The 24,037-nt window shown below is 67.1% G+C and carries 22 protein-coding genes and 3 pseudogenes; 7 read left to right on the top strand and 18 right to left on the bottom strand.

Features of this window, described 5'->3' with window-relative positions; translation table 11 throughout:
- Window positions 1-64: 64 nt before the first annotated feature.
- Window positions 65-385, top strand: a complete 321-nt coding sequence (gene mhuD, locus T428_RS0112695; RefSeq protein WP_036467959.1) for a mycobilin-forming heme oxygenase MhuD — start codon at window positions 65-67, stop codon at window positions 383-385.
- Complete coding sequence (locus tag T428_RS0112690) at window positions 348-1,724, top strand: Cpe/LpqF family protein (protein ID WP_051465230.1); 1,377 nt, start codon at window positions 348-350, stop codon at window positions 1,722-1,724. The genes mhuD and T428_RS0112690 overlap by 38 nt, the downstream gene beginning before the upstream one ends.
- On the opposite strand, the gene T428_RS0112685 is transcribed toward T428_RS0112690, so the two are convergent.
- The 18 genes and pseudogenes from T428_RS0112685 to T428_RS27715 all read right to left on the bottom strand — a co-directional run bounded on the left by T428_RS0112685 (window position 1,725) and on the right by T428_RS27715 (window position 19,132).
- Window positions 1,725-2,264, bottom strand: coding sequence for a histidine phosphatase family protein (locus T428_RS0112685; protein ID WP_025736774.1), 540 nt, complete (start codon window positions 2,262-2,264; stop codon window positions 1,725-1,727).
- A complete protein-coding gene (locus tag T428_RS0112680) occupies window positions 2,261-3,064 on the bottom strand; it encodes a CbtA family protein (RefSeq protein WP_025736773.1) in 804 nt (267 codons plus the stop codon). Before T428_RS0112680 ends, T428_RS0112685 begins: the two co-directional genes overlap by 4 nt.
- A gap of 6 nt (window positions 3,065-3,070) precedes the next feature.
- Entirely contained in the window at window positions 3,071-3,274 is a 204-nt protein-coding gene (locus tag T428_RS0112675) for a CbtB domain-containing protein (RefSeq protein WP_025736772.1), read from the bottom strand.
- Window positions 3,275-3,563: 289 nt separating this feature from the next.
- Complete coding sequence (clpC1, locus tag T428_RS0112670; RefSeq protein ID WP_025736771.1) at window positions 3,564-6,098, bottom strand: ATP-dependent protease ATP-binding subunit ClpC; 2,535 nt, start codon at window positions 6,096-6,098, stop codon at window positions 3,564-3,566.
- A gap of 306 nt (window positions 6,099-6,404) precedes the next feature.
- Window positions 6,405-6,743, bottom strand: a complete 339-nt coding sequence (gene lsr2 / locus T428_RS0112665; protein ID WP_025736770.1) for a histone-like nucleoid-structuring protein Lsr2 — start codon at window positions 6,741-6,743, stop codon at window positions 6,405-6,407.
- Between the two features lie 119 nt (window positions 6,744-6,862).
- Complete coding sequence (gene lysS / locus T428_RS0112660; RefSeq protein WP_025736769.1) at window positions 6,863-8,374, bottom strand: lysine--tRNA ligase; 1,512 nt, start codon at window positions 8,372-8,374, stop codon at window positions 6,863-6,865.
- A 142-nt stretch (window positions 8,375-8,516) separates the two neighbouring features.
- Window positions 8,517-9,341 carry a type III pantothenate kinase gene (locus T428_RS0112655; protein ID WP_025736768.1) on the bottom strand — a complete coding sequence of 275 codons (825 nt, stop codon included), beginning with the start codon at window positions 9,339-9,341 and terminating at the stop codon, window positions 8,517-8,519.
- A 2-nt stretch (window positions 9,342-9,343) separates the two neighbouring features.
- Window positions 9,344-9,775 (bottom strand): aspartate 1-decarboxylase, encoded by a 432-nt coding sequence (gene panD / locus T428_RS0112650; RefSeq protein ID WP_025736767.1) that lies wholly within the window; start codon window positions 9,773-9,775, stop codon window positions 9,344-9,346.
- Entirely contained in the window at window positions 9,775-10,701 is a 927-nt protein-coding gene (gene panC / locus T428_RS0112645; RefSeq protein ID WP_025736766.1) for a pantoate--beta-alanine ligase, read from the bottom strand. The genes panD and panC overlap by 1 nt, the downstream gene beginning before the upstream one ends.
- Entirely contained in the window at window positions 10,698-11,609 is a 912-nt protein-coding gene (locus tag T428_RS0112640; RefSeq protein ID WP_025736765.1) for a Rossmann-like and DUF2520 domain-containing protein, read from the bottom strand. The genes panC and T428_RS0112640 overlap by 4 nt, the downstream gene beginning before the upstream one ends.
- Window positions 11,610-11,725: 116 nt before the next feature.
- Window positions 11,726-13,105, bottom strand: coding sequence for a DUF6779 domain-containing protein (locus tag T428_RS0112635; RefSeq protein WP_025736764.1), 1,380 nt, complete (start codon window positions 13,103-13,105; stop codon window positions 11,726-11,728).
- 134 nt (window positions 13,106-13,239) lie between these two features.
- Window positions 13,240-13,716, bottom strand: coding sequence for a DUF3180 domain-containing protein (locus T428_RS0112630; RefSeq protein ID WP_025736763.1), 477 nt, complete (start codon window positions 13,714-13,716; stop codon window positions 13,240-13,242).
- Window positions 13,716-14,261, bottom strand: coding sequence for a 2-amino-4-hydroxy-6-hydroxymethyldihydropteridine diphosphokinase (gene folK, locus T428_RS0112625; RefSeq protein WP_025736762.1), 546 nt, complete (start codon window positions 14,259-14,261; stop codon window positions 13,716-13,718). The genes T428_RS0112630 and folK overlap by 1 nt, the downstream gene beginning before the upstream one ends.
- The gene (gene folB / locus T428_RS0112620) at window positions 14,261-14,659 is read right to left on the bottom strand and encodes a dihydroneopterin aldolase (protein WP_025736761.1); all 399 of its coding nucleotides are present in this window, start codon (window positions 14,657-14,659) and stop codon (window positions 14,261-14,263) included. The genes folK and folB overlap by 1 nt, the downstream gene beginning before the upstream one ends.
- On the bottom strand, window positions 14,652-15,494 hold the full coding sequence (gene folP, locus T428_RS0112615; protein ID WP_025736760.1) for a dihydropteroate synthase: 843 nt from the start codon (window positions 15,492-15,494) through the stop codon (window positions 14,652-14,654). The genes folB and folP overlap by 8 nt, the downstream gene beginning before the upstream one ends.
- Window positions 15,491-16,099 carry a GTP cyclohydrolase I FolE gene (gene folE, locus T428_RS0112610; protein ID WP_025736759.1) on the bottom strand — a complete coding sequence of 203 codons (609 nt, stop codon included), beginning with the start codon at window positions 16,097-16,099 and terminating at the stop codon, window positions 15,491-15,493. Before folE ends, folP begins: the two co-directional genes overlap by 4 nt.
- Window positions 16,100-16,114: 15 nt before the next feature.
- Window positions 16,115-18,487: an ATP-dependent zinc metalloprotease FtsH gene (gene ftsH, locus T428_RS0112605; RefSeq protein ID WP_025736758.1), complete on the bottom strand. Its 2,373-nt coding sequence runs from the start codon at window positions 18,485-18,487 to the stop codon at window positions 16,115-16,117.
- A 219-nt stretch (window positions 18,488-18,706) separates the two neighbouring features.
- A pseudogene (locus tag T428_RS27715) lies at window positions 18,707-19,132 on the bottom strand (VOC family protein).
- 134 nt (window positions 19,133-19,266) lie between these two features.
- Here T428_RS27715 and T428_RS0112595 point away from each other — a divergent pair.
- The 5 genes and pseudogenes from T428_RS0112595 to T428_RS35740 form a co-directional block, all read left to right on the top strand.
- Window positions 19,267-20,214 carry an alpha/beta fold hydrolase gene (locus tag T428_RS0112595; RefSeq protein ID WP_025736757.1) on the top strand — a complete coding sequence of 316 codons (948 nt, stop codon included), beginning with the start codon at window positions 19,267-19,269 and terminating at the stop codon, window positions 20,212-20,214.
- A pseudogene (locus tag T428_RS27710) lies at window positions 20,211-21,398 on the top strand (LLM class flavin-dependent oxidoreductase). The gene T428_RS0112595 and the pseudogene T428_RS27710 overlap by 4 nt, the downstream one beginning before the upstream one ends.
- Window positions 21,398-22,411, top strand: a complete 1,014-nt coding sequence (locus T428_RS0112585; protein WP_025736756.1) for a zinc-binding dehydrogenase — start codon at window positions 21,398-21,400, stop codon at window positions 22,409-22,411. Before T428_RS27710 ends, T428_RS0112585 begins: the two are co-directional and overlap by 1 nt.
- A 74-nt stretch (window positions 22,412-22,485) precedes the next feature.
- A pseudogene (locus T428_RS35745) lies at window positions 22,486-23,226 on the top strand (DUF222 domain-containing protein); the annotation flags it as partial.
- On the top strand, window positions 23,112-24,037 hold a 926-nt coding region (locus tag T428_RS35740; RefSeq protein ID WP_425412035.1), incomplete at its 3' end, for a DUF222 domain-containing protein. The pseudogene T428_RS35745 and the gene T428_RS35740, both read left to right, overlap by 115 nt.

Below are 24,037 nucleotides of genomic sequence, written 5' to 3'. Positions count from 1 at the left end.
TCCACCATCTTGCGCGGCCCGCCCAAGGCCAGCACCAGCCAGGGGGCGGGGTAGCCTAGCGAACATGCCGCCAGTGGTGAAGATCAACGCAATTGAAGTACCCGCCGACGCTGGCCCTGAGCTGGAAAAGCGGTTCGCCCACCGCGCACACGCGGTGGACAATCAGCCCGGCTTCCTCGGCTTTCAGCTGCTGCGCCCGGTGAAGGGCGAGAACCGCTACTTCGTCGTGACACAGTGGGAGTCGGATGAAGCATTCCAGGCCTGGGCCAGCGGGCCCGCCATCGAAGCCCATGCCGGCCAGCGTGCCAACCCGGTGGCGACCGGTGCGTCGCTGCTGGAATTCGAGGTTGTCATGGACGTTACGGGGAGCAAGCCGGCTGAATAGGCGACACCCCGCGCGGCAGCGCGTGCTGGCCGTGACCGCGGCCGCTGCGTTGGTCGCGACCCTGGCACCGGGTTGTTCGACGTCGCCGTCGCCGCAGGCGAATGCGGCCGACCCCGGACGGGCGATCGACACCCGCACACCGCCGGGGCTGCGGGCCCAGCAGACCGTGGACATGCTCAACTCCGACTGGCCGATCGGTCCGGTCGGAGTGCGCACCCTTGCCGCCCCCGACGAGGTCGACTCGGTCGAAAAGACCATGGAAGAGCTGTGGTGGGATCGCCCCTTCACCCTGCACGGGGTCGACATCAGCGCCAGTGTCGCCACATTGCACCTCACCTCGTCCTACGGCGCCCGGCAAGACATCCGGATACACACCGACGACGTCGGCCAGGTCGATCGATTCGAGCTCGACACGTTGGCGCCGACGATCACGTCGTGGCATGACATCGACGCGACGCTGAGCAAGACGGGCGCGCGGTACTCCTACCAGATCGCAAAGGTCGACGGGGGCCACTGCGATCCCGTGGTGGGCACCAATACCAGCGAATCTCTGCCGCTGGCATCGATTTTCAAGCTATACGTGCTGCACGCCCTGGCGGGCGCGGTGAACAATCACACGGTGTCCTGGGACGATCAACTGACCGTCACCGAAAAGAGCAAGGCGGTGGGGTCCTCGGGTTTGGGACTTGCTCCCGGCGACCATGTTTCGGTGCGCACCGCGGCCGCGAAGATGATCGCCAACAGCGACAACATGGCCACCGACTTGCTGATCGACAAACTGGGCACGCACGCCGTCGAAACCGCACTGGCCACCGCCGGCCACCACGATCCGGCCAGCATGACGCCCTTCCCCACGATGTACGAGCTGTTCTCCATCGGCTGGGGCGAACCGGATCTGCGCAGCCAGTGGCAGAACGCGACGCCGCAGGTCCGCACCCATCTCCTCGCGCAGGCGAATTCGGCTCCCTACCAACCTGATCCGGCCCGCGCCCACATCCCGGCCTCGGCTTTCGGGGCGGAGTGGTACGGCAACGCCGAGGACATCTGTCGGGTTCACGCGGCCTTGCAGGCCGACGCGGTCGGCGAGGCCGCACCCGTCAAGCAGATGCTGTCGGCCGTGTCAGGTATCCAGCTGGACCGAAAAGTCTGGCCTTACATCGGCGCGAAAGCCGGTGGCCTGCCCGGCGATCTGACCTTCAGCTGGTATGCCGTCGACAAGGCGCAGCAACCGTGGGTGGTCAGCTTTCAGCTGAACTGGCCCCGCGATCACGGGCCGCAGGTGACCGGCTGGATGCTGCAGGTCGCCAAGCGGGCGTTCGCACTGATCGCTCCGCAGTAGTCACTGCAGCCGTAGCGTCCAGCAGCCGTCGCGGTAATGCATCGTCGTCCGGCTGACGGGTGCGATATCGATGCGCCAGAACGACTTCGGCGGTATGTCGAGCGCGGCCAGGATCGCCGCCCGGATCACCGCCGGATGGGTGACCGCAACCGTCGCCGACGTCACCGAGGTCAGCCACCCGGCCACCCGCTCGGTGAGGTCGACGACCGATTCGCCGCCGTGCGGCGCCGCGGCCGCATCGGTCAGCCACACCTCGAGGTCGGCCGCGGTCACGGCCGCGAGCGTCTGCCCGCGCCAGCGGCCGCAGTCGAGGTCGGCCAGCCGCGGCTCGGTGGTGGCATGCAGGCCCAGTAGCTCCGCGGTCTGACGGGTCCGCTGCTCGGGGCCGACGAGGTGAAGACCCGGGATGTCAAGGCCCGCAGCGGCTTCGGCTTGCCGACGACCCGCGTTGTTGAGTGGCTCGTCGGCCGCAAATCGTACGGCTGCCATGGCGTCGGTCATCGCATGCGACACCAGGGTCAGCCGGACGACCTCCGTCACGCCGCGCGGCTCGATACCCGTCCGTGCTCGGCGCGCTCGCCCAGCAACCGGCCCGCGAGCGTCGCAAAGACCAGGCCGATGGTCACCCACAGCAACAGCTGCGTGCCGAGCGACAGCACCCTGAATTCATACAGGACATCGGCGGGAAAACCCGGATAGATGATCACGCCCGAGGCGTCGCGCAGCGGTTCGGGCGTCTCGTCCACCGTCGGCAGTGCCACCATCACCACCGCGACGGCCACCAGGTAGGCCCCGGCCGCGAGCAGCCGCCCGTTCCACGCGCCGAATCGCTCGGCCAGCCGCCGGGCCAACCAGACCGCCGCGATCATCAGCACCACCGACGTCAGCACCATCAGCAGGTACCAACCGGTGCGTGCCCCGATCGTGTCGGACTGGCCGACAGCGGGCGGATTCGGCGGGTATTTCACGAACGGGACCAGGTACACCGCGACGAAAGACGCGACCGTCAGTAAAAGCGAAAGCTGTTGTGGAGCAATGCTTTCCGTGCGATCCGCGGTGCGGGCATAGACCACGCAGAACAGCACCGCGAACAGCGCGCCCAGGGCGGTACCGAAGATCAGTACACCGAAGCTTAGCCCGATGTTGGACTGCACACCGCGGGTGAACAGCTCGGCGCCATGCTCGTGCACGCCGTGGGCATTCTCGGCCTCGGTGCGGCCGTCTTCGAATTGGATCGCGCGGGCAATGACGGGTTCGGCACAAAGGCGGGCGAACACGAATGCCAGCACCGCGCCGATTGCGCCCGCCAGCAGACCGCGCCCGATCAGACGCTTCTCCACGCCGGGTCAGTGGCAGGGGAAGCCGAGCAGGTGGCGTGCATCGTGCACGAATTCGTGCACGTGCGTGTCGCTGCCGAACAGCGACACCGCGCCCTGATCGACGCCGACGAAGTAAATCGCCAACAATGCCAGGAAAGCGGTTGCTGCCAACCAGATCGCGGCACTTGTCGCCGACAGATCGAGGGTGCCGGTCGTCTCGGTACTTGACACTGCTGACTCCTTCTGGGAATGACGCGTCCCACCTCGGCGACGGGTTCCGGGTCTGACTTTCTACAGTGGCGCGACCGTTCTGGAATTTCACCAGGATTCCGTTTGCCCGTCGATAACAACCGTCAGTCTAAACGGACCGCACGGCGGACGTAATCACTATTGCGTGGGCGGGCCAGCGTCGCCCGGAAGGTCATCGGTGGTGACGATCAGCACGGGCGAGCCCCTTTAGCCCTCAGCACGCAAAACGGGTGGCGCCGCGCTCGCGATCGCCACCCGTTTTGCCGTAGTGCTACTGGTTCTCGGGAGCGGCGTGCGCCCCGGCTTTCTGCAGCTCGGGTTCGGCCGGCGGCTTGCGAGTGCCGGTGAACGTGAACACCGCGTCCTCGCCGGAACCTTCGCCGTCCCAGTTGTCCACGTCGACGGTGACGACCTGCCCCGGTCCGACCTCGTCGAAAAGAATCTTCTCCGACAGCTGGTCCTCGATCTCGCGCTGGATGGTGCGCCGCAGCGGGCGAGCACCCAGCACCGGGTCGAAGCCGCGCTTGGCCAGCAACGACTTTGCCTTGTCGGTCAGCTCCAGAGCCATGTCCTTGCTCTTGAGCTGGGTGGCGACCCGGCCGATCATCAGGTCGACCATCTGGATGATCTCGTCGCGAGTCAGCTGGTGGAAGACGATGATGTCGTCGATGCGGTTCAGGAACTCCGGGCGGAAGTGCTTCTTCAGCTCGTCGTTGACCTTCTGCTTCATCCGCTCGTAGTCGTTCTCCCCGCCGCCCTGGGTGAACCCGAGTCCGACCGGCTTGGAGATGTCCGAGGTACCGAGGTTCGAGGTGAAGATCAGCACGGTGTTCTTGAAATCGACCGTGCGGCCCTGACCATCGGTGAGGCGGCCATCCTCGAGGACCTGCAACAGGCTGTTGTAGATCTCCTGGTGCGCCTTCTCAATTTCGTCGAACAGCACCACGGAAAACGGCTTGCGGCGCACCTTTTCGGTGAGCTGGCCGCCCTCCTCGTAACCGACGTATCCCGGCGGGGCGCCGAACAGCCGCGACGCGGTGAACCGGTCGTGGAACTCGCCCATGTCGATCTGGATCAGCGCGTCGTCGTCGCCGAACAGGAAGTTGGCCAGCGCCTTGGACAGCTCGGTCTTACCGACACCGGACGGGCCGGCGAAGATGAACGAGCCGGACGGGCGCTTGGGGTCCTTCAGCCCGGCGCGGGTGCGGCGGATCGCCTTGGAGACGGCCTTGACCGCGTCCACCTGGCCGATGATCCGCTTGTGCAGTTCTTCTTCCATGCGCAGCAGCCGCGTGGTCTCCGCCTCGGTGAGCTTGAACACCGGGATGCCGGTCCAATTGCCCAGCACCTCGGCGATCTGCTCGTCGTCAACCTCGGCGACGACGTCGAGATCGCCTGAGCGCCACTGCTTTTCGCGCTCGGTACGCTGAGCCACCAGTTGCTTCTCCCGGTCGCGCAGGCTGGCCGCCTTCTCGAAGTCCTGGGCGTCGATCGCCGACTCCTTCTCGCGGCGGGCCTCGGCGATCTTCTCGTCGAACTCGCGCAGGTCGGGCGGTGCGGTCATCCGGCGGATGCGCATCCGGGCCCCCGCCTCGTCGATCAGGTCGATCGCCTTGTCCGGCAAGAACCGGTCGTTGATGTAGCGGTCGGCCAGGGTGGCGGCGGCGACCATCGCGGAATCGGTGATCGAGACGCGGTGGTGTGCCTCGTACCGGTCGCGCAGGCCCTTGAGGATCTCGATGGTGTGCTCCACCGTCGGCTCCCCCACCTGCACCGGCTGGAAGCGGCGCTCCAAGGCGGCGTCCTTCTCGATGTACTTGCGGTACTCGTCGAGCGTGGTGGCACCGATCGTCTGCAGCTCACCGCGGGCCAGCTTCGGCTTCAGGATCGACGCGGCATCGATGGCGCCCTCGGCAGCGCCGGCACCCACCAGGGTGTGCAGCTCGTCGATGAACAGGATGATGTCGCCGCGCGTGTTGATCTCCTTGAGCACCTTCTTCAGGCGTTCCTCGAAGTCACCGCGGTACCGGCTGCCCGCGACCAGCGATCCCAGGTCGAGGGTGTAGAGCTGCTTGTCCTTCAGCGTCTCGGGCACCTCGCCATGCACGATGGCCTGCGCCAGGCCCTCGACCACGGCGGTCTTGCCGACGCCGGGCTCGCCGATCAGCACCGGGTTGTTCTTGGTGCGCCGGCTCAACACCTGCATCACCCGCTCGATTTCCTTCTCGCGGCCGATGACCGGGTCCAGCTTGCCTTCCATCGCGGCGGCCGTCAGGTTGCGGCCGAACTGGTCGAGCACCAGCGACGTGGACGGGCTGCCCGACTCGCCGCCGCGGCCACCGGTACCGGCCTCGGCGGCCTCCTTGCCCTGGTAACCGGAGAGCAGCTGGATCACCTGCTGGCGCACCCGGGTCAGCTCGGCGCCCAGCTTGACCAGCACCTGCGCCGCCACGCCCTCGCCCTCACGAATCAGACCCAGCAGGATGTGCTCGGTGCCGATGTAGTTGTGGCCGAGCTGCAGCGCCTCGCGCAGGCTCAGCTCGAGGACCTTCTTGGCACGCGGGGTGAACGGGATGTGCCCGGACGGCGCCTGCTGGCCCTGGCCGATGATCTCCTCGACCTGGCTGCGGACGCCCTCGAGCGAGATCCCAAGCGACTCCAGCGACTTCGCCGCGACGCCTTCGCCTTCATGAATCAGACCCAGCAGGATGTGCTCGGTGCCGATGTAGTTGTGGTTGAGCATCCGGGCCTCTTCTTGGGCCAAGACGACCACCCTGCGGGCACGGTCGGTAAATCTTTCGAACATCGGTGGTTACCTGCTCTCCCTCACCATCGGTACTCCCTCGTTGTCGGCACAGGGGCCGCACGCGTACCTGGTGTCCACTGTAATGGTCGGCCCGTCAGGGTTCGAACCTTGCGGTGCCTTGCCGTTCGGGCCTGCTCGGCTCCACCCGGCGGAATCCCCTCGAAGACAGAGCCGGCAACAGAGTCGTAACTGAACAAACGAGACAAACCACCAAATCGTTTCCCACCGAAGCCGGCGATCATTTCGCGGCCAGCGAAAAAGAGAACCGGCGCCCAGCCTTGCGACCGGACGCCGGTTACCTACTTTTTAAGTGGCCGCGTGGAATGCGTCGATCACATCTGCCGGGATGCGGCCACGCGTCGACACGTTGTGCCCGTTTCGGCGGGCCCATTCGCGGATAGCGGCACTCTGCTCGCGGTCAATCGCGCCCCGGCCACGGCCCGAGCCGGACCGCCCCCGACGACGACCCCCGACGCGGCGGCCAGCCGCTACCCATTGCTTCAGATCGCCGCGGAGTTTCGCGGCATTCTTCGTTGAAAGATCAATCTCATAGGTCACCCCGTCAAGCCCGAATTCGACGGTTTCGTCGGCGGCGCCTGCACCGTCGAAATCATCAACCAAGGTGACGGTGACTTTCTTCGCCATTAGCTTACCCTCGCGTTCTTCCTGAGCAGTTGCGGGCAGTTTGGACCCACTCCCCGGTCACTAATCTGCCATATGGACGCAGCATACTCAATCTGAGCGCAACACAGCGTGTTCGGCTTTCAGCTGGAGTGTGGTCGAACAATCGGGAACAAAACTGTCTCTCTAATTGACAGACCGGTCAAAGTCATCAACAACCGGTCGATACCCATTCCTGTTCCCGTGGTCGGCGGCATCCCATACTCGAGTGCCGCGAGAAAGTCTTCATCAAGCACCACGGCCTCGTCGTCGCCGGCCGCCGCGGCCCGCGCTTGTTCGGCAAATCGTTCGCGCTGCACCACTGGATCGTTTAATTCCGAGTACCCGGTGGCCAGCTCGACACCGCGCACATACAGATCCCACTTCTCGGTCGCGCCCGGGATGCTGCGGTGCTGACGAGTCAAAGGTGTTGTCTCGACAGGGAAATCCTTGACGAACGTGGGAGCGGTCAGCGTATGGCCCACCGTGTGCTCCCACAGTTCCTCGACCAGCTTCCCGTGACCGTAGCCACGGTCAGTGGGTATCTCCAGCCCAGTTTCGGGGCCGAGGGAGTCAGCGATGGCGAGCAGCCGCTCGACCGTGGTCTGCGGCGTTATCTCCTCACCGAGCGCCGCCGACAGCGACGGATACATTTGTATCGACGCCCATTCTCCGTCTATGTCGTACACACTGCCATCTGGCAACGGCAGTTGTCTGGTACCGATCGCCTCGTCGGCTACCTCTTGAATAAGCTCACGCGTGACGACTGCCGAATCGTCATAGGTTCCGTAGGTCTGATAGGTCTCCAACATCGAGAATTCGGGAGAATGGGTCGAATCGGAACCTTCGTTTCTGAACACCCGATTTAGCTCGAAGACCTTGTCAAATCCACCGACGATGCAACGCTTGAGGAACAGTTCCGGCGCGATCCTCAGGTAGAGATCGATGTCAAGCGCATTGGAATGCGTGATGAACGGTCGGGCCGCCGCGCCACCGGCCAACGTCTGCAAGATTGGCGTTTCGACTTCGAGAAACCCGCGCCGTTCCAGCGAGTTGCGTATGGCGCGGACAATGGCGATTCGCTGCCGGGCCATCTCGCGCGCTTGGGGGCGGACGATCAGGTCGACATACCGCTGCCGCACCCGCGATTCTTCGCTCATGTCCTTATGCGCGACGGGCAGCGGCCGCAACGACTTGGACGCGATGCGCCAGGAGTCGGCCAGGACGGACAATTCGCCGCGGCGGGAGCTGATCACGTTGCCGTGCACATAGACGATGTCGCCGAGATCGACGTCGGCTTTCCAGGCGTCCAGCGAATCTTGGCCGACCTTGTCCAGGCTGATCATTACCTGCAGCGTGGTCCCGTCGCCGTCTTGCAGCGTCGCAAAACACAATTTGCCCGAATTGCGGGCGAAAATGACCCGTCCCGCCACCGCGACGATGTCGTCGGTCGCGGTGTCGACCGCCAAGTCGGGATAGGCCGCGCGCACCTGAGCCAGGGTATGGCTGCGTTCGATGACCACCGGATAGGGGTCGAGCCCCTGGGCCAACAGCCGAGCACGCTTGTCCCGGCGAATCCGAAACTGCTCGGGAATGTCTTGATCGGCGGCACTCACGACGTGCCAGCTTAAATGACTTCGCGCCAGGCCCGCCGCAGGCGTCGAGAGTGCGCTGGTGGCCTCGGGTGTGCGGTCAGGGCGCCCGGTGCGCACACCCGACGCCGAGGTTCACAGCTCGGCACGGCGCGGGGCGAAAAGATCAGCGTGCCGTCTTCAGCCGGCCACGCTGGGCGTCCCGGTTGCGCTCGAAGACCAGCCGCAGCCCCTGCAGCGTCAGGTGCTGGTCGTAGTGGGCGACGGTTTGCAGCTCGGACAACAGCAGCGGCGCGGTGTGGCCGGTCGCGACGACCACGACTTGATCTCCTAAGTCGGCGGAGAAGCCGTCCACGTCCTCGCGGATGCGCCCTACCAGACCGTCGACGAGTCCGGCGAACCCGAACACCGCGCCGGCCTGCATGCATTCGACGGTGTTTTTGCCGACCACCGACCGGGGCCGGGACAGTTCGACCCGACGTAGTGCGGCCGAGCGCGCCGCCGCGGCATCCGAGGAAACCTGGACGCCGGGCGCGATGGCACCGCCGAGGAACTCACCCTTGGCCGAGACCACGTCCACGCAGATCGACGATCCGAAGTCGACGACGATGCAGGCTTTGCCGAACTCGTGAAAAGCCGCCAGGCAGTTGACGATTCGGTCGGCACCGACCTCTTTCGGATTGTCGACCAGCAGTGGGATGCCGGTGCGCACGCCGGGCTCGATCAGCACGTGCGGCACCGACGGCCAGTACAGGTCGAGCATGACGCGCACCTCGTGCAGCACCGACGGGACGGTGGACAGCGCCACGGCCCCGGTGAGCCGCTCGGAGTCGTCGCCGATCAAGCCGTCGATGGTCAGGGCCAGTTCGTCCGCGGTGACCTCGGACTCGGTGCGGATCCGCCACTGCTGCACGACTTTCGCGTGCTCTTTGGAGCCGGACAGCAGCCCGACGACGGTGTGCGTGTTGCGGACGTCGATCGCCAGCAGCACGGCTATCGCGCACCCATCCGCGGGTTCAGCAACTCGGCCGCTCCGAGTATTTCGAAGTCGGGCACGAACGCCGGATCGCTGCCCAGGTCGATCTGCTTGTTGTCGGCGTCGACGAAGACGATGCGCGGCTGGTAGTTGCGCGCCTCGGCGTCCTCCATCGTTCCGTAGGCGATCAGGATCACCAGATCGCCTGGGTGCACGAGATGTGCTGCCGCGCCGTTGATTCCGATGATTCCGGTGCCACGCTCGCCGGTGATCGCATAGGTGACCAGGCGGGCGCCGTTGTCGATGTCCACGATGGTCACCTGCTCGCCCTCCAGCAGGTCGGCCGCGTCCATCAGGTCCGTGTCGATCGTCACCGAGCCGACGTAGTGCGGATCGGCCTGCGTGACAGTGGCGCGGTGGATCTTCGATTTGAGCATCGTCCGAAACATCAGTTCCTCCAAGGTGATTCATGGGTATCGGGCCCGAAAGGTGCCGGCGTGGCTTCGACGTCTATCGCGATGTTGTCCAGCAGTCTGGTGCTGCCCAGCCGGGCGGCGATCAGCAGGCGGCCGGGCCGGCCGACCTGTGTCGGGCCCAGGTCTGCGTCGCGCAATTCCAGGTAGTCGACCTCGATGGCGGGCACCGCGGCGAGCACGGCGCGCGCCGCGTCCAGCGCGGCGCGTTCACCCGCCCCCGCCGCATGCGCACCGGCCAGCAGCGCGGCCGACAGCGTGGCCGCCAGTTCGCGCTGGGTGGGGTTCAGGTAGCGGTTGCGCGACGACATCGCCAGCCCGTCGACCTCTCGGACCGTCGGCACCCCAACCACCTGCACGTCCAGATTCAGGTCGGCAACCATCTGCCGGATCATCACCAACTGCTGATAGTCCTTCTCGCCGAAGAAGATCCGGTCGGGGCGCACGATCTGCAGCAGCTTGCATACGACGGTCAGCACGCCGGCGAAATGCGTTGGCCGAGGGCCGCCCTCGAGTTCGGCGGCCAGCGGGCCGGGCTGCACCGTGGTGCGCAGGCCATCCGGGTACATCGCAGCGGCGGTCGGGGCGAACACGATCTCGACGCCTTCGCCGCGCAGCAGCGCCAGGTCGTCGTCGAGGGTGCGCGGGTAGGCATCGAGGTCTTCCCCGGCGCCGAATTGCAACGGATTCACGAAGATTGAAACCGCGACCACCGAGCCGGGCACCCGCTTGGCGGCGCGCACCAGCGCCAGATGCCCGTCGTGCAGCGCGCCCATCGTCGGCGCCAACATCACCCGGCGGCCGATGTGCCGCAACGCGCGGCTGACGTCGCTGACCTCACGCGGCGCGGTGTAGACGTTCAGTTCGCCCGCGCTGAACTTGGGGGGCTGCCCGACCTTCATCGCGCCAGCACCTCGACGACGGCCTCGGGGGCGTGGGCGCGCTGCGCGGTCCGCAGCGCGTTCACCCGATAGGCCTGGGCCAGTTCGGGGTCGACCCGGGTCAGCGCGCGCAGATGGTCGGCGACCGCGGTGGCGTCGCCGCGGGCGACCGGACCGGTGAGTGCGGCCTGCCCGCGTTGCAGCGTGTTCTCCAGCGCCGCGCGGGCCAGCGGTCCGACGATGCGTTCGGCAAGTCCGCCCGGCTGCTCGTCGACGGTTTGTTGCCCGAGCAGTTCGCTGCCGCGCAGCGCCGCCCGCAGCGCGTCGAGCGCGTCGGCCAGCACCGCCACGATGTGGTTTCCGGCATGCGCCAGCGCGGCGTGATACAGGACGCGGGCCTCCTCGCGGACGCAAAACGGCTCGCCGCCCATCTCCAGCACCAGCGACTGCCCGATCGCGTAGCCGACATCGTCGGCCACGGTGATCCCGAAGCAGGTGTCCGGCAACCGGCTGATGTCCTCGTCGGATCCGGTGAACGTCATCGCCGGGTGAATGGCCAGCGGTATGCAGCCATGCTGCGTCAGCGGCTCGAGAATGCCGACCCCGTTGGCGCCCGAGGTGTGCGCCACGATCGTGCCGGGCCGCACCGCCGAGGTCGCGGCCAGCCCGGAAACCAGCCCGGTCAGTTCGCTGTCGGGAACAGCCAGCAACAGCAGTTCGGCCGCGGCGGCCACGTCCTGCGGTGCGGCCACCGTGGTGTCGGGCAACCGCTGGGCCGCGCGCTGGCGCGACGCGTGCGAGATGGCGCTGCAGGCCACCACGACGTGCTCGGCGCGCTCCAGCGCAACACCTAGGGCGGAACCCACCCGGCCAGCGGAAATGACCCCCACCTTGAGCCGGGCCGGGCGCAAACCGTCGAACTGCTCCATCGCAGACGACCTCACATTGCTGATTCGTTCGTTCCAGTCCCAGGTGCTGGGTACCGGACGGTCATTAAGACTGTAGTCGATGGGTGAGCCGGCCCCAATGTGAGAAAGCTCCCAGCTCAGCCTTCTCGGCGACGACGCCGGCCCCCGCCGGAGGGCTGCACCTGCAGCCGCGCCAGCAGGTCGGCAACCGACTGACCGCCGGTTTGCGTGCCTTGGCCGCCGTCGGACCCCTCGTCCGCGCCGAGATGACGGGGCGCCGGCTTCACGTGCGGCCCGGGGGCCAGGCGGGGCGGTGACGCCTCGTCTTGGGGCGCCTGCCTGGCATGCGGCGGCGGGGGCGGTGCGGTGGCAGCCGCAGGTGGCGGAGACGGCGCACCGGGTTCGTTCGTCGAGAGGAAGTTGCGGACGCTGTAGTCGCGGTACTCCGCGGAGTGACGCGAGCGTGCCCGACGGCCGGACTCACCGGGCTGCGCGGGCGGGTCGTGCTCAGTCGGCGGCAGATTGTCGAACTGCTCGTCGGGGTCGGCATGGCGGCGCCGGCCCGACGACGCGGCTGCCGGCGCGTCGGACACACCTCCCCCTGCCCAGTTGCTGCCCGGCGCACCCGGGGGCAGCCACAGCCCGTCCGCGTTGACCGGCTGCCAATCCGGCCGCGCCGGTCCGGGCTGGGACTCCGGCGCCGACGGCCATTGCTGGGGTTCGAAGCGTCGGTCGGGCTCGGCCGCCGCAGGCATCGGTGGGGGCTGGTACGGGGCCTCCTGCGGCGGCACATACGGCGGGGCCTCGGGGTATTGGAACTGCGAAGCCGACGGGTAAGCCGCCTCGTGCTGGCTTTCGTAAAACCGGGCCCGCTCCCGCGACCGCGGCGGCAGCAGGGGCTCTTCGGGTACGTCGATGATCGCGGACTCGTCGGTGCGGGGATCGGCCGAGGCGCTGTCGCGGACCGAGGTGACGCGGTCGCTGGCCACCCAGTCGACGCCGGCTTCCCCGTTGCGGTCCCAGTCGCTGTAGGCGCGCGCCGGCGGCGTATCGGTCTCCGGCGTCTCCAGCGCTGGCCGCTGCTCGAGGTCGGTGTCGAACAGGATTTCCAGGCTGGTCCGCAGCGCGGCCACTTCCGCGCGCAGGGCGGCCAGATCGTCGGCCGCCTGGGCGCGTATCTCGGAGGCCAACTCGCGTCGCAACTGGGACTCGACGGTCAGTTCGTACTCGCGGCGGGCCGAGATCTCCCGATCCAGCTGCAAGTCGTAGACCAGTTTCAAATCACGCATCCGCGACTGATCGGCGTCGCTTTGCCTGCGGTACAGCACCGACACGAAAGCGCCGGCGACTGCGGCCCACAGCGCCAGGATCACAGCGAGCTTGAGCAGTTCCACACGGTTGGTGAAAACCAGTGCGGAACTGGCCCCTATTGCGAGGACCAGCAACGTCGTCAAGAGCACCCACCCCGGCCTGCGGCCGCCGCGCCGGACCCGGGCGCCGCGGGACAGAACGGTCATGGCCTGACTGTACCTGTGCGACGTCACTGAGCGTGTCGCGCGACTCCGGCGATTCTCACCTGGGTTAATTCGGTAATCAATCGCCGTTAATCGGCCCGTGCCCCGGGCGGTGGCCCGCAACCTCGGCGGGCGCCCTAGCTTTCCGCCCCCTCGGCGTGGTCGGTCGAGTCCGGCGGAGATTTGCAGCAATGCTTTAGCCATAGCGCGGCCACCAACAGCGCCAGCGCGCTGACGGCAGCCACCACCGTTCCGGCGGTGTCCTTGGCGGCGACCAGCAACCACGACCGCCGCGGCAGGAAGAACACCAGGATCCCGATCCACCAACCCAGCACCAGGGCGCCCACCCAGGCCGACGCCTTGGCGATCATCACGCTGCGGGCCACCGCGAGCGGATGCAGCCAGCCGGGTCCGTCGCCGATTTCCCCGTCGTTGACCTTGGCCCGCACGTACCGTGCCCACAGCGCCTCGGCGATGGCGACCACGAGCAGCGACAGGCCGGTCCAAACCGTGATCGGCGGAAACCACCGGAACAGCACCTTGATCAGCAGATATCCCAGAACGGCCGCGCCGACCACCGCGGCCGTCAGGTCACGTTTCCGGGTCGGCCCCATCAGCTCTTCGACTCCCGATCGGGCCAGGACGAATGGTTGAGCGTGTGCCGCGACAGCTGGACCGCCTGTCGGTCGGCGGGGTCGAGTTCGGCCAGCAGCTCGGCGACGCGCCGGGGCCCGCCGGCGACGGTCAGCGTCGCGTCCGGGTCGATGGCCAGCCAGGGCACCAGCACGAAGGCCCGCAGGTGGGCCAGCGGATGCGGCAGGGTGAGATTGTTTTCGCGGCTGAGCACTTCTTCGTCGGCCGTGCGGCAGGCGATCAGGTCCACGTCCAGGGTGCGCGGTCCCCAGCGCTCGCCGCGGATCCGGCCCGCCGCCGCCTCGAACTCCTGCGCCCGACGCAGCCAGCCCTGCCCGTCGAGCGCGGGGTCGTCGGCGATCAGCACCGCGTTGAGAAACGGCGCCTGCTCGACGCGCCCCCACGGGGCCGTCTCGTACACGGGTGAGACGGCGATCAGCGCGTCACCGAGGCCGTCGACGACGGACTGCAACCGCGCGAGCCGGTCTCCGAGGTTGGAGCCGATGGACAGTACGACGCGCGTCATCACACCCCGCCCACCGGGATCACCGAACCGCGCCCGCCGCGGCGCGACCGCCGAATCACCACTGCCACGTCGGAGAATTGCTGTTCGATCGGGGCCTCCGGCTTGTGCACCGTGACCTCGACGGCGTGCACGCGTTCGTCGGCCATCACGAAGTCGGCGATCTCGGCGCCCACCGTTTCGATCAGGTTGCGTGCGGGGCCCGCGACGATGGCGGCGGCCCGCGCGGCCAGGGCGACGTAGTCGTGGGTGTCGGCGAGGTCGTCGCTGGCCGCGGCGTCGGCCAGGTCGAGCCATGCCACGATGTCGATGACGAAGTCCTGTCCCTCGTCCCGTTCGAATTCGTAGACTCCGTGGCGGCCACGAACTGTCAAGCCGCGCAACTCGATTCGGTCAGCCATCCTGCTCAGTCTGCTCTGTCTGGGTCCAGGCGCCCACGACCTTGAGGGCGTCGACCGAGGCCCGCACATCGTGCACTCGCACACCCCAGGCCCCGTAGAGGGCGGCCAGCGCGGAAATCACCGCGGTCGCCGTCTCGCGCCCGTCCGGCGGTCGCGGCGACCCGTCCGATCCGGCCAACAGCGTACCGAGGAACCGTTTTCGCGAGGCACCCAGGAGTACCGGCACTCCGGTGGCCACGAACTCGGGCAAAGCATGCAGCAACGCCCAATTGTGTTGTCCCGTCTTGGCGAATCCCAGGCCGGGATCGATGATCAACTTCGCCGGATCGACACCGGCGGCCACCGCGTCGTCGACGCCGGCCAGCAATTCCGAACGCACCTCGGCGACCACGTCACGGTAGTGCGGTGCCTGGTGCGGATGGTCGGACGACACCGATCGCCAATGCATCAACACCCACCGCGCACCGGTTTCGGCGACCAGCGGTGCCATCGCCGGATCGGCCCTTCCACCGGAGACGTCGTTGACGATCAGCGCGCCGTGCTGCAGCGCCGCACGCGCGACGTCGGCGTGCATGGTGTCGATGCTGACGGTAACGCCTTGTGCTGCAAGCTCTTTGACGACGGGAACGACACGGGAGCGCTCGAGTCGAGGGTCGATCCGGGTGGCACCCGGGCGGGTGGACTCCCCGCCGACGTCGACGATTCCCGCACCGTCGGCCGCCAATGCCAAACCGTGCGCGACGGCGTCGTCGACGCAGAGGTAACACCCGCCGTCCGAGAATGAGTCGCCAGTGACGTTGACCACCCCGACAACCTGCACAGGCAGCAAACTCACTTACGCAGGATGAGGTCGAGCGCTTCGGCTCGAGAGGCAGCATCGGTTTTGAATTGCCCGCGCACCGCCGAGGTCGTGGTGATGGCGCCGGGTTTCCGCACACCACGCATCGCCATGCACAAGTGCTCGGCCTCGACCACGACGATCACACCGCGCGGATCCAGCCGGCTCACCAGGGCATCGGCGATCTGGCTGGTGAGCCGCTCCTGAACCTGCGGCCGCTTGGCGTAAAGGTCAACCAGCCGCGCGATTTTCGACAACCCGGTCACCCGGCCGTCGGTGCCGGGGATATAGCCGACGTGGGCCACCCCGTGGAACGAAACCAGGTGATGCTCGCAGGTGGAGTACAGCGGGATCTCCTTGACGATCACCAACTCGTCGTGCTCTTCGTCGAACATCGTGTTGAGCACCACGGACGGGTCGGTGTACAGCCCGGAGAAGATCTCCCGGTATGCGCGAGCCACCCGGGCGGGAGTGTCCCGCAAACCCTCTCGATCGGGGTCTTCGCCGATCGCGTACAACAGCTCGCGGACGGCCGCCTCCGCGCGTGCCTGGTCGAACGCCCGTACACCATCCAACGCGGCGCGGGTATCCGGCAGCACCATCGAAGTCTCCGTTCGTCAGCCCCGGGCCGGCGGGTTGGGCCGGCTCACGTCCTCATCGGGGTGGTCAGGCGATTTTCCCGGATCCGGACTGGGCTGCGCAGGCGGGGGGTAGGGCGGATAGGGCGGGTACGACGGCTGAGCCTGACCCTGCCCCGGGCCCCGACTCGGCTGGCCCGGATAGCTCGGGGCCGGCTGGGGCCAATACGGCTGCGGTGCAGGCGGATACCAGTGACCCTGGGGTTGTTGCTGCTGCGGTGGCGGCGGCCATCCGGGCGCGTACCACCCCGCCGGAGCGCCGTAGTCCGGCTGAGTGGGACGCCGATCGCGATCGCCCGAACCCTGACCGCCGTGAGAACCGTTGGGGCCGTGAGCTTTTCTGTCGGCCTCGGCGCGCGTGGCCTCGGCGGCCTGACTGGCCGCCGCGATGGCGGCCTTGAAAGCCGGCTCGGGAACCGGTTGCGGCCAGGGCTCGCCGCGCTCGATCGCCAGCTCCCCCGGCGTCTTGATCGGCGGCTTGTCCGACGGGATACGGCCGCCGAAATCGTCGAACATCGTGAGCCGGGGCCGCTTTTCGACGCCGGCGAAGATCTTTTCCAGTTCGGGCCGGTGCAGGGTTTCCTTCTCCAGCAGCTCGCCGGCCAAGGTGTCCAGCACATCGCGGTATTCGGTGAGGATCTCCCAGGCCTCGGTGTGTGCGGCCTCGATGAGCTTGCGGATCTCGTCGTCGATGTCGCGGGCGACCTCGTGCGAATAATCCGCCTGGGTCCCCATCGTCCGGCCCAGGAACGGGTCACCGTGCTCGGAACCGTATTTGACCGCACCGAGCTTAGAGCTCATGCCGAATTCGGTGACCATTGCCCGCGCGGTCTTGGTGGCCTGCTCGATGTCGGACACCGCGCCCGTCGTCGGCTCCCGGAAGACCAGCTCCTCGGCGGCACGCCCACCCATCGCGAACACCAGTTGCGCGATCATCTCCGAACGGGTGCGCAGGCCCTTGTCCTCTTCGGGCACCGCGACGGCGTGCCCGCCGGTGCGGCCGCGGGCCAGGATCGTCACCTTGTACACCGGGTCGATGTCGGGCATCGCCCATGCGGCCAGGGTGTGCCCGCCTTCGTGGTAGGCGGTGATCTTCTTCTCCTGCTCGCTGATGATCCGGCCCTTGCGACGCGGCCCGCCGATCACCCGGTCCACCGCCTCCTCGAGAGCGGGCCCGGTTATGACGGTGCCGTTTTCCCGCGCGGTCAGCAGCGCGGCCTCGTTGATGACGTTGGCCAGGTCGGCGCCGGTCATCCCGACGGTCCGCTTGGCCAGCCCGTCCAGGTCGGCGTCCGGGGCGATCGGTTTGCCCTTGGAGTGCACCGCCAGCACCGCACGCCGGCCCGCCAGGTCGGGGTTGGACACCGGGATCTGCCGGTCGAAGCGGCCCGGGCGCAGCAGCGCCGGGTCCAGGATGTCGGGCCGGTTGGTCGCAGCGATCAGGATCACGCCGGCGCGGTCGCCGAAACCGTCCATCTCGACCAGCAGCTGGTTGAGCGTCTGCTCACGCTCGTCGTGACCACCACCGAGCCCGGCGCCGCGCTGGCGGCCCACCGCGTCGATCTCGTCGACGAAGATGATGCACGGGCTGTTCTGCTTGGCCTGGTCGAACAGGTCGCGCACCCGGGAGGCGCCGACGCCGACGAACATCTCGACGAAGTCGGAGCCCGAAATGGTAAAGAACGGCACCCCGGCCTCGCCGGCCACCGCGCGGGCCAGCAGCGTCTTGCCGGTTCCCGGCGGCCCGTAGAGCAGCACACCCTTGGGGATCTTGGCGCCCAGCGCCTGGTAGCGGCTGGGATTCTGCAGGAAGTCCTTGATCTCGTACAGCTCCTCGACGGCCTCGTCGACACCGGTCACGTCGGCGAAAGTGGTCTTGGGCATGTCCTTGGACAGTTGCTTGGCGCGCGACTTGCCGAAGCCGAAGCCCATCCGGGCGCCGCCCTGCATGCGCGAGAACATCACGAACAACCCGACCAGCAGCAGCAGCGGCAGCACATACACCAACAGCTCGCCCAGAATGCTGCCCTCGTTGACGACGGTGGCGACCTTGGCGTTCTTCGCGTTCAGCGCGTTGAACAGGTCGACGGCGTAGCCGCTGGGGTATTTGGTGATGACCTTGTCGGAGTTGTCGGTGTCGTTGTTGCCCTTCTTCAGGGTCAACCGCAATTGCTGCTCACGGTCGTCGATCTGCGCGCTCTTGACGTTGTCGCCGTTGATCTGCGACATGGCCACCGAGGTGTCGACGGGTTTGTACCCGCGGGTGTCATCGCTGAAGTAGAAGAACGACCAGCCGAGCAGCACAACCACGGCGATCGCCGTGACTGTGCGGATCACATTTTTCCGGTTCATCAATCATCGGCCGTTTCGGCCAGGTCCTTCCCCGATACACGCAGCTGGAAAAGTTCAGGCTACCGCTAGTGGTGATCACCAGCTCCGGCAATGCCGTCCTGCCCATTCAACGTGCGGCGGTTCCCGATAGGAGCTAGAGCACCGCGAATTGAGTCAGGAGATGCCTTGCATTGGGAAAAGCCACACTGGCCTGACACCGCACAGCCACGATCGCGAGCTCTAATCGTAGTAGTGAGCCTCGATCACATTGCCGTCGGGATCGGCGAAATAGTACGAAATAGTAAATGTGCGGAGCCCAGCCCCGGGCGCCGTAACTGCGGTCGAGCCGCGCGCTGGTGTCCACCCCCGCCGCCTGCAGTTGCCGGTCCAGCGCCTCGTATTCCGGCTTCGACAGCGCCAGGCAGACGTGGTTGACCGGGTGTCCGGCGCTGGCCGTGACCTTGGTCAGCGCATCGGTCGCGCCGATGCCGGCCTTCGGCATCAGGTCGATGATCGAGTCCTCGCACACCGCACGCTGGGAAACGGCGCCTCTCCAGCGTCGAACTCGTCAAACCGCACCGGCGCCAGCCCGATCACCTTCGTATAGAAGTCCATCGATGCCCGCAGATCTTGCGTCCACATCACGATGTGGTCCAACCGCCTCACGCCTATAGGCAACCAGGCCCGGCCACAAAATGAACGGCCATTTTCAACCCCGCTGAACACTTCTCACACCCCAGGGGTTGTGATTTGGTGTGTTGGTGCCCACATCAACCGACGGTTAGTAGTAGAGCAATGGGGTGCAGCTGCGGATCGTCGAGGCCGGCGAGCGTGGCGCGCCGGTGGTGGTCTTGGCCCACGGCTTTCCCGAATTGGCTTATTCGTGGCGATACCAAATTCCAGCGCTCGCCAGTGCCGGTTATCACGTTCTGGCTCCCGACCAGCGCGGGTACGGCGGATCCTCGCAACCCGAGGCGATCGACGCCTACAACATCCGCGAGCTGACCGCCGACATCGTCGGCTTGCTCGACGACGTCGGCGCCGAGCGAGCCGTCTGGATCGGCCACGACTGGGGCGCACCGGTGGTGTGGCATGCGCCGCTGCTGCATCCGGACCGGGTCGCGGCCGTCGCCGCGCTCAGCGTGCCGGCCACGCCCAGATCGCAGGTGGCCCCAACTCAAGCCTGGCGCAAGACGTTCGGCGAGAACTTCTTCTACATCCTGTATTTCTTCTACATCCTGTATTTCCAGGAGCCCGGCGTCGCCGACGCTGAACTCAACGGCGATCCCGCCCGCGCGATCCGACGGTTGATGGGCGGCCTGCGGACGGACGGCGACAAGGCCGCGGGGCTGCGGATGGTGGCACCCGGGCCGGAAGGCTTCATCGATCGCCTGCCCGAACCCGATGCGCTGCCGGAGTGGATCAGCCAGGACGAGCTCGACCACTACATCGCCGAGTTCTCCCGCACCAGGTTCACCGGCGGCCTGAACTGGTATCGCAATTTCGACCGCAACTGGGAGATCACCGCCGACCTCGCCGACGCGAAGATCTCGGTGCCGTGCTTGTTCATCGGCGGCACCGCCGATCCCGTGCTTGCCTTCACCCGCGCCGACCGCGCCGCCGAAATCGTCTCCGGGCCGTACCGCCAGGTCATGATCGAAGGCGCCGGTCACTGGCTACAGCAGGAACGACCCGACGAGGTCAACACCGTACTGCTGGAATTTCTCAACGGATTGGAGCTGCGGTGAACGCACCGCTTCGCTTTGGCGTCTTCATCACCCCCTTCCACCCGATCGGCCAATCCCCAACGGTCGCACTGGAATACGACATGGAACGTGTTGTCGCGCTGGACCGTCTGGGGTTCGACGAAGCCTGGTTCGGCGAGCACCACTCAGGTGGCTACGAATTGATCGCCTGCCCGGAGGTGTTCATCGCGGCCGCCGCGGAACGCACCAAGCACATCCGGCTGGGCACCGGCGTGGTCTTGCTACCCTATCACCATCCCCTGATGGTGGCCGACCGCTGGGTGCTGCTGGACCACCTGACCCGCGGCAGGGTGATGTTCAGCACCGGCCCCGGGGCACTGCCGTCGGACGCCTACATGATGGGCATCGACCCGGTCGACCAGCGGCACATGATGCAGGAGTCGCTCGAGGCGATCCTGGCGCTGTTCCGCGCCGGGCCTACCGAGCGCATCGATCGCCACACCGACTGGTTCACCTTGCGCGACGCGCAGCTGCATATCCGACCGTACACCTGGCCATACCCGGAAATCTCCACGGCGGCAATGATTTCGCCGTCCGGGCCGCGGCTGGCCGGGGCACTGGGCACGTCACTGCTGTCGTTGTCGATGTCGGTGCCCGGTGGTTTCGCCGCGTTGGAGACCACCTGGGACGTGGTGCACGAGCAGGCCGCCAAAGTCGGTCGGGGCGAACCGAATCGGGCCGACTGGCGGGTGCTGTCCATCATGCACATCGCCGACAGCCGCGAGCAGGCGATCACCGACTGCACCTACGGGCTGCAGGATTTCGCCAACTACTTCGGTGCCGCGGGATTCGTCCCGCTGGCCAACGCCGTCGAGGACACCCAGACGCCGTACGAGTTCGTCGAAGACTATGTGGCCAAAGTGAATTGCTGTATCGGCACGCCCGACGACGCGATCGCGCACATCGAGGACCTGTTGGAACGATCGGGCGGCTTCGGTACCCTGCTGATGCTCGGGCATGACTGGGCCTTGCCCGAAGCCACTTACCACTCCTATGACCTGATGGCCCGCAAGGTGATTCCTCACTTCAAGGGACAGCTGGCGGCGTCGCGGGCCTCACACGACTGAGCCAAAGACCATCGCGACCAGTTGATCGGGCGCGCCGGCGAGGCCGTCGTGAAAGCCATCACCGAGCATGTCGGCGAGCACGAAGGCGCGGCGAACTGATGCGCGCCTCGGTGCTGCGCGACGGGCGCATGGTCTATCGGGACAACGTACCCGACCCGGTTCCCGAATCCGGCCAAGTGCTGGTGGCCATCAAGGCCTGCGGAATCTGTGGCTCCGACCTGCATTTTGCCAAGCGCGGCGAGAAGGTGCTGGAGATGACCGAGCGGGTCGCCGCCGGCGCGGGCGGCATGAACGTCGACCTGCGGCACGACATCTTCATGGGCCACGAATTCAGTGTGGAGGTACTCGAAGCCGGGCCCAACACCGATACCTACCCGCCGGGCTCCATCGTCACGTCGATTCCAGTGCTGTTGTCCGCCAAGGGCGTAGCACCGATCGTCTACAGCAACGACACCATCGGTGGCTATGCCGAACGGATGCTGCTCTCGGCGCCGCTGCTGCTGCCCGTCCCCAACGGCTTGGACCTCAAACATGCCGCCCTGACCGAACCGATGGCGGTCGGGCTGCACGCCGTCAACAAGTCGAACATCGAACCGGGCGAGACCGCCCTATTGCTGGGGTGCGGCCCGATCGGCATCGCGATCATCGCGCCCCTTCGGGCGCGCGGCGTGGAAAACATTGTCGCATCTGACTTTTCGCAGAAGCGCCGGGAGCTGGCCACCGTGATGGGCGCCCACCAGACGCTGGATGCCGCCCTTGGTTCGCCGTTCGACACGGTCAAAGCCGCGGTGGTGTTCAAGCCGATCGGCGTGCCCGGGATCATCGACGACGTGGTCTTGCGGGCCCGCCCGGGCACCCGGCTGGTCGTCGCCGGAGTGTGTATGGAGCCCGACACCTTCCACCCATTCTTCGCGATTGCCAAGGAGATCAACGTGCAATTCTGTTTGGCCAACGGCCCCGAGGAGTTCGCGGACTCGCTGCGCTCGCTGGCCGAAGGCGAGATCGACGTCAGCCCGCTGATCACCGGCGAGGTGGGCCTGGACGGCGTCGGGGCGGCCTTCGACGACCTCGCCGACCCCGAGCGGCACTGCAAGATTCTCGTCACCCCTTAGGCGAGGACGTCGCCGATGTGCCAGTTATCCACAGGTCGCAACTTCGCCAAAAGCTCTCGTCGGTGGACCCTTTTATGATCGCATGTATGTTCGATGGGGGTTTGGTGGCCGAGATTGAGTCGTTGCATCGGCAGGAGTCGGTGTTGGTGGCGCGGCGGTTGGCGGTGGTGGCGGCGTTGTTGCGGCAGCGGGTGGCCGCGGCGGGGCGGGATGCGCAGCGGCGGGAGTTTGCGGTGATCGACGGGTGTGAGCAGACCGCGGCCGAGGTGGCCGCGGCGATGAACCTGTCGGCGGTGGCGGCCGGCTATGGCGTCTCGGATGCCGAGGCACTCGATACCCGGCTGCCGCAGGTGGCGGCGTTGCTGGCCCAGGGCCGCACCGATTGGCGCACGGTGCGGTTGATCATCGCCCGCACCGGCCTGATCACCGACGAGGCGTTGATCGCCCGGGTCGACCGGTCCCTGGCCGCCCGGCTGGGCAGCTGGCGGGGCTGGTCGCGCCAACGCATCGTCAACGCGGTCGACGCCGCGGTGGTCGCGGTGGATCCCGATGCCGCCCGCCAGCGCCGCCACAGCGCCGACACCGACCGCTACCTGGCGGTGTCCCCGCTGGCCAACGGGATGGCCGAGGTCTACGGCACCATCGCCGCCGCGACCGCCAAGGCCTTCGATCGCGGGCTGTCCCAGCTGGCCGGGCAGGTGTGTGCCGCCGATCCGCGCACCCTCGATCAGCGCCGCGCCGGCGCGCTGGCCGCCCTGATCCAAGGACGCGCCCTGGCCTACCGCTGCCACCAGCCCGGCTGCCCGGCCGCCCCGCCGCCGACCACCCAGGTGGTGCCGGGGTGCGCGTCGTGGTCAACGTCATCGCCGCCGCGCCCACCGTCTACGCCGACAATGCGGCCCCGGGCTACCTCGAGGGCTACGGGCTTATCGACGCCGAGCAGGTCCGCGCCCTGGCCGACACCGCAACCCACCTCGGGGTCGACCCGATCGTCAGCGCCGCCGAGGCGCTGCGCTACCAACCCACCGGCGGCACTGCAACGCTTCATCCGATGCCGGGATCTGACGTGTCGCTTCCCCGGCTGTGCCCGCCCCGCCGAAATCTGCGACCTCGACCACACCGTGGCGTTCAACCACCACGATCCCGCCGCCGGCGGCCACACCGTCGACCACAATCTCAAATGCCTATGCCGCCTGCACCATCGACTCAAAACCTTCGGCGGATGGCGCGACACTCAACTAGCCGACGACCATCATCTGGACCTCACCTGCCGGGCGCACCTACCGCACCCACCCCGGCGGGGTCGACCTGTTCGGGCCATGCCGACCCGCCTGCACCCCAGCGGCCCCACCCCGCGGCGACCGGACCCAGCAACGACACGCCCACATCACCCGCACCCGCGCGCACAACCGGCGCCAACGCGCCCGCAACAAAGAAATCGCCGCACGCAAATTCCGAAACCACATGCGCGACAGCCTCTTCGCCTTCAAGGCACCCCCAGCACCAGCCCCTTCTGCATCTGGGTCAACCAACCCCGCGAACCCGAAGAACTACCCCCCGACTGGACCCCCACCCCCTCCGACCTACCACCCCTACCCGACGACCCACCCTTCTAACAGGCAGCGC

The sequence above is a fragment of the Mycobacterium genavense ATCC 51234 genome, assembly GCF_000526915.1.
Lineage (GTDB): Bacteria > Actinomycetota > Actinomycetes > Mycobacteriales > Mycobacteriaceae > Mycobacterium > Mycobacterium genavense.
The sequence above is the reverse complement of the archived record's forward strand: the minus strand, read 5'-3'. Positions and strand labels throughout refer to the sequence as shown.

Coding starts and splice junctions, on each gene's coding strand:
- mhuD (WP_036467959.1), top strand. CDS start 65: ATGCCGCCAGTGGTGAAGATCAACGCAATTGAAGTACCCGCCGACGCT.
- clpC1 (WP_025736771.1), bottom strand. CDS start 6,098: ATGTTCGAAAGATTTACCGACCGTGCCCGCAGGGTGGTCGTCTTGGCC.
- lsr2 (WP_025736770.1), bottom strand. CDS start 6,743: ATGGCGAAGAAAGTCACCGTCACCTTGGTTGATGATTTCGACGGTGCA.
- panD (WP_025736767.1), bottom strand. CDS start 9,775: ATGTTTCGGACGATGCTCAAATCGAAGATCCACCGCGCCACTGTCACG.
- panC (WP_025736766.1), bottom strand. CDS start 10,701: ATGAAGGTCGGGCAGCCCCCCAAGTTCAGCGCGGGCGAACTGAACGTC.
- T428_RS0112640 (WP_025736765.1), bottom strand. CDS start 11,609: ATGGAGCAGTTCGACGGTTTGCGCCCGGCCCGGCTCAAGGTGGGGGTC.
- T428_RS0112635 (WP_025736764.1), bottom strand. CDS start 13,105: ATGACCGTTCTGTCCCGCGGCGCCCGGGTCCGGCGCGGCGGCCGCAGG.
- T428_RS0112630 (WP_025736763.1), bottom strand. CDS start 13,716: ATGGGGCCGACCCGGAAACGTGACCTGACGGCCGCGGTGGTCGGCGCG.
- folK (WP_025736762.1), bottom strand. CDS start 14,261: ATGACGCGCGTCGTACTGTCCATCGGCTCCAACCTCGGAGACCGGCTC.
- folB (WP_025736761.1), bottom strand. CDS start 14,659: ATGGCTGACCGAATCGAGTTGCGCGGCTTGACAGTTCGTGGCCGCCAC.
- folE (WP_025736759.1), bottom strand. CDS start 16,099: ATGGTGCTGCCGGATACCCGCGCCGCGTTGGATGGTGTACGGGCGTTC.
- ftsH (WP_025736758.1), bottom strand. CDS start 18,487: ATGAACCGGAAAAATGTGATCCGCACAGTCACGGCGATCGCCGTGGTT.
- T428_RS0112585 (WP_025736756.1), top strand. CDS start 21,398: ATGCGCGCCTCGGTGCTGCGCGACGGGCGCATGGTCTATCGGGACAAC.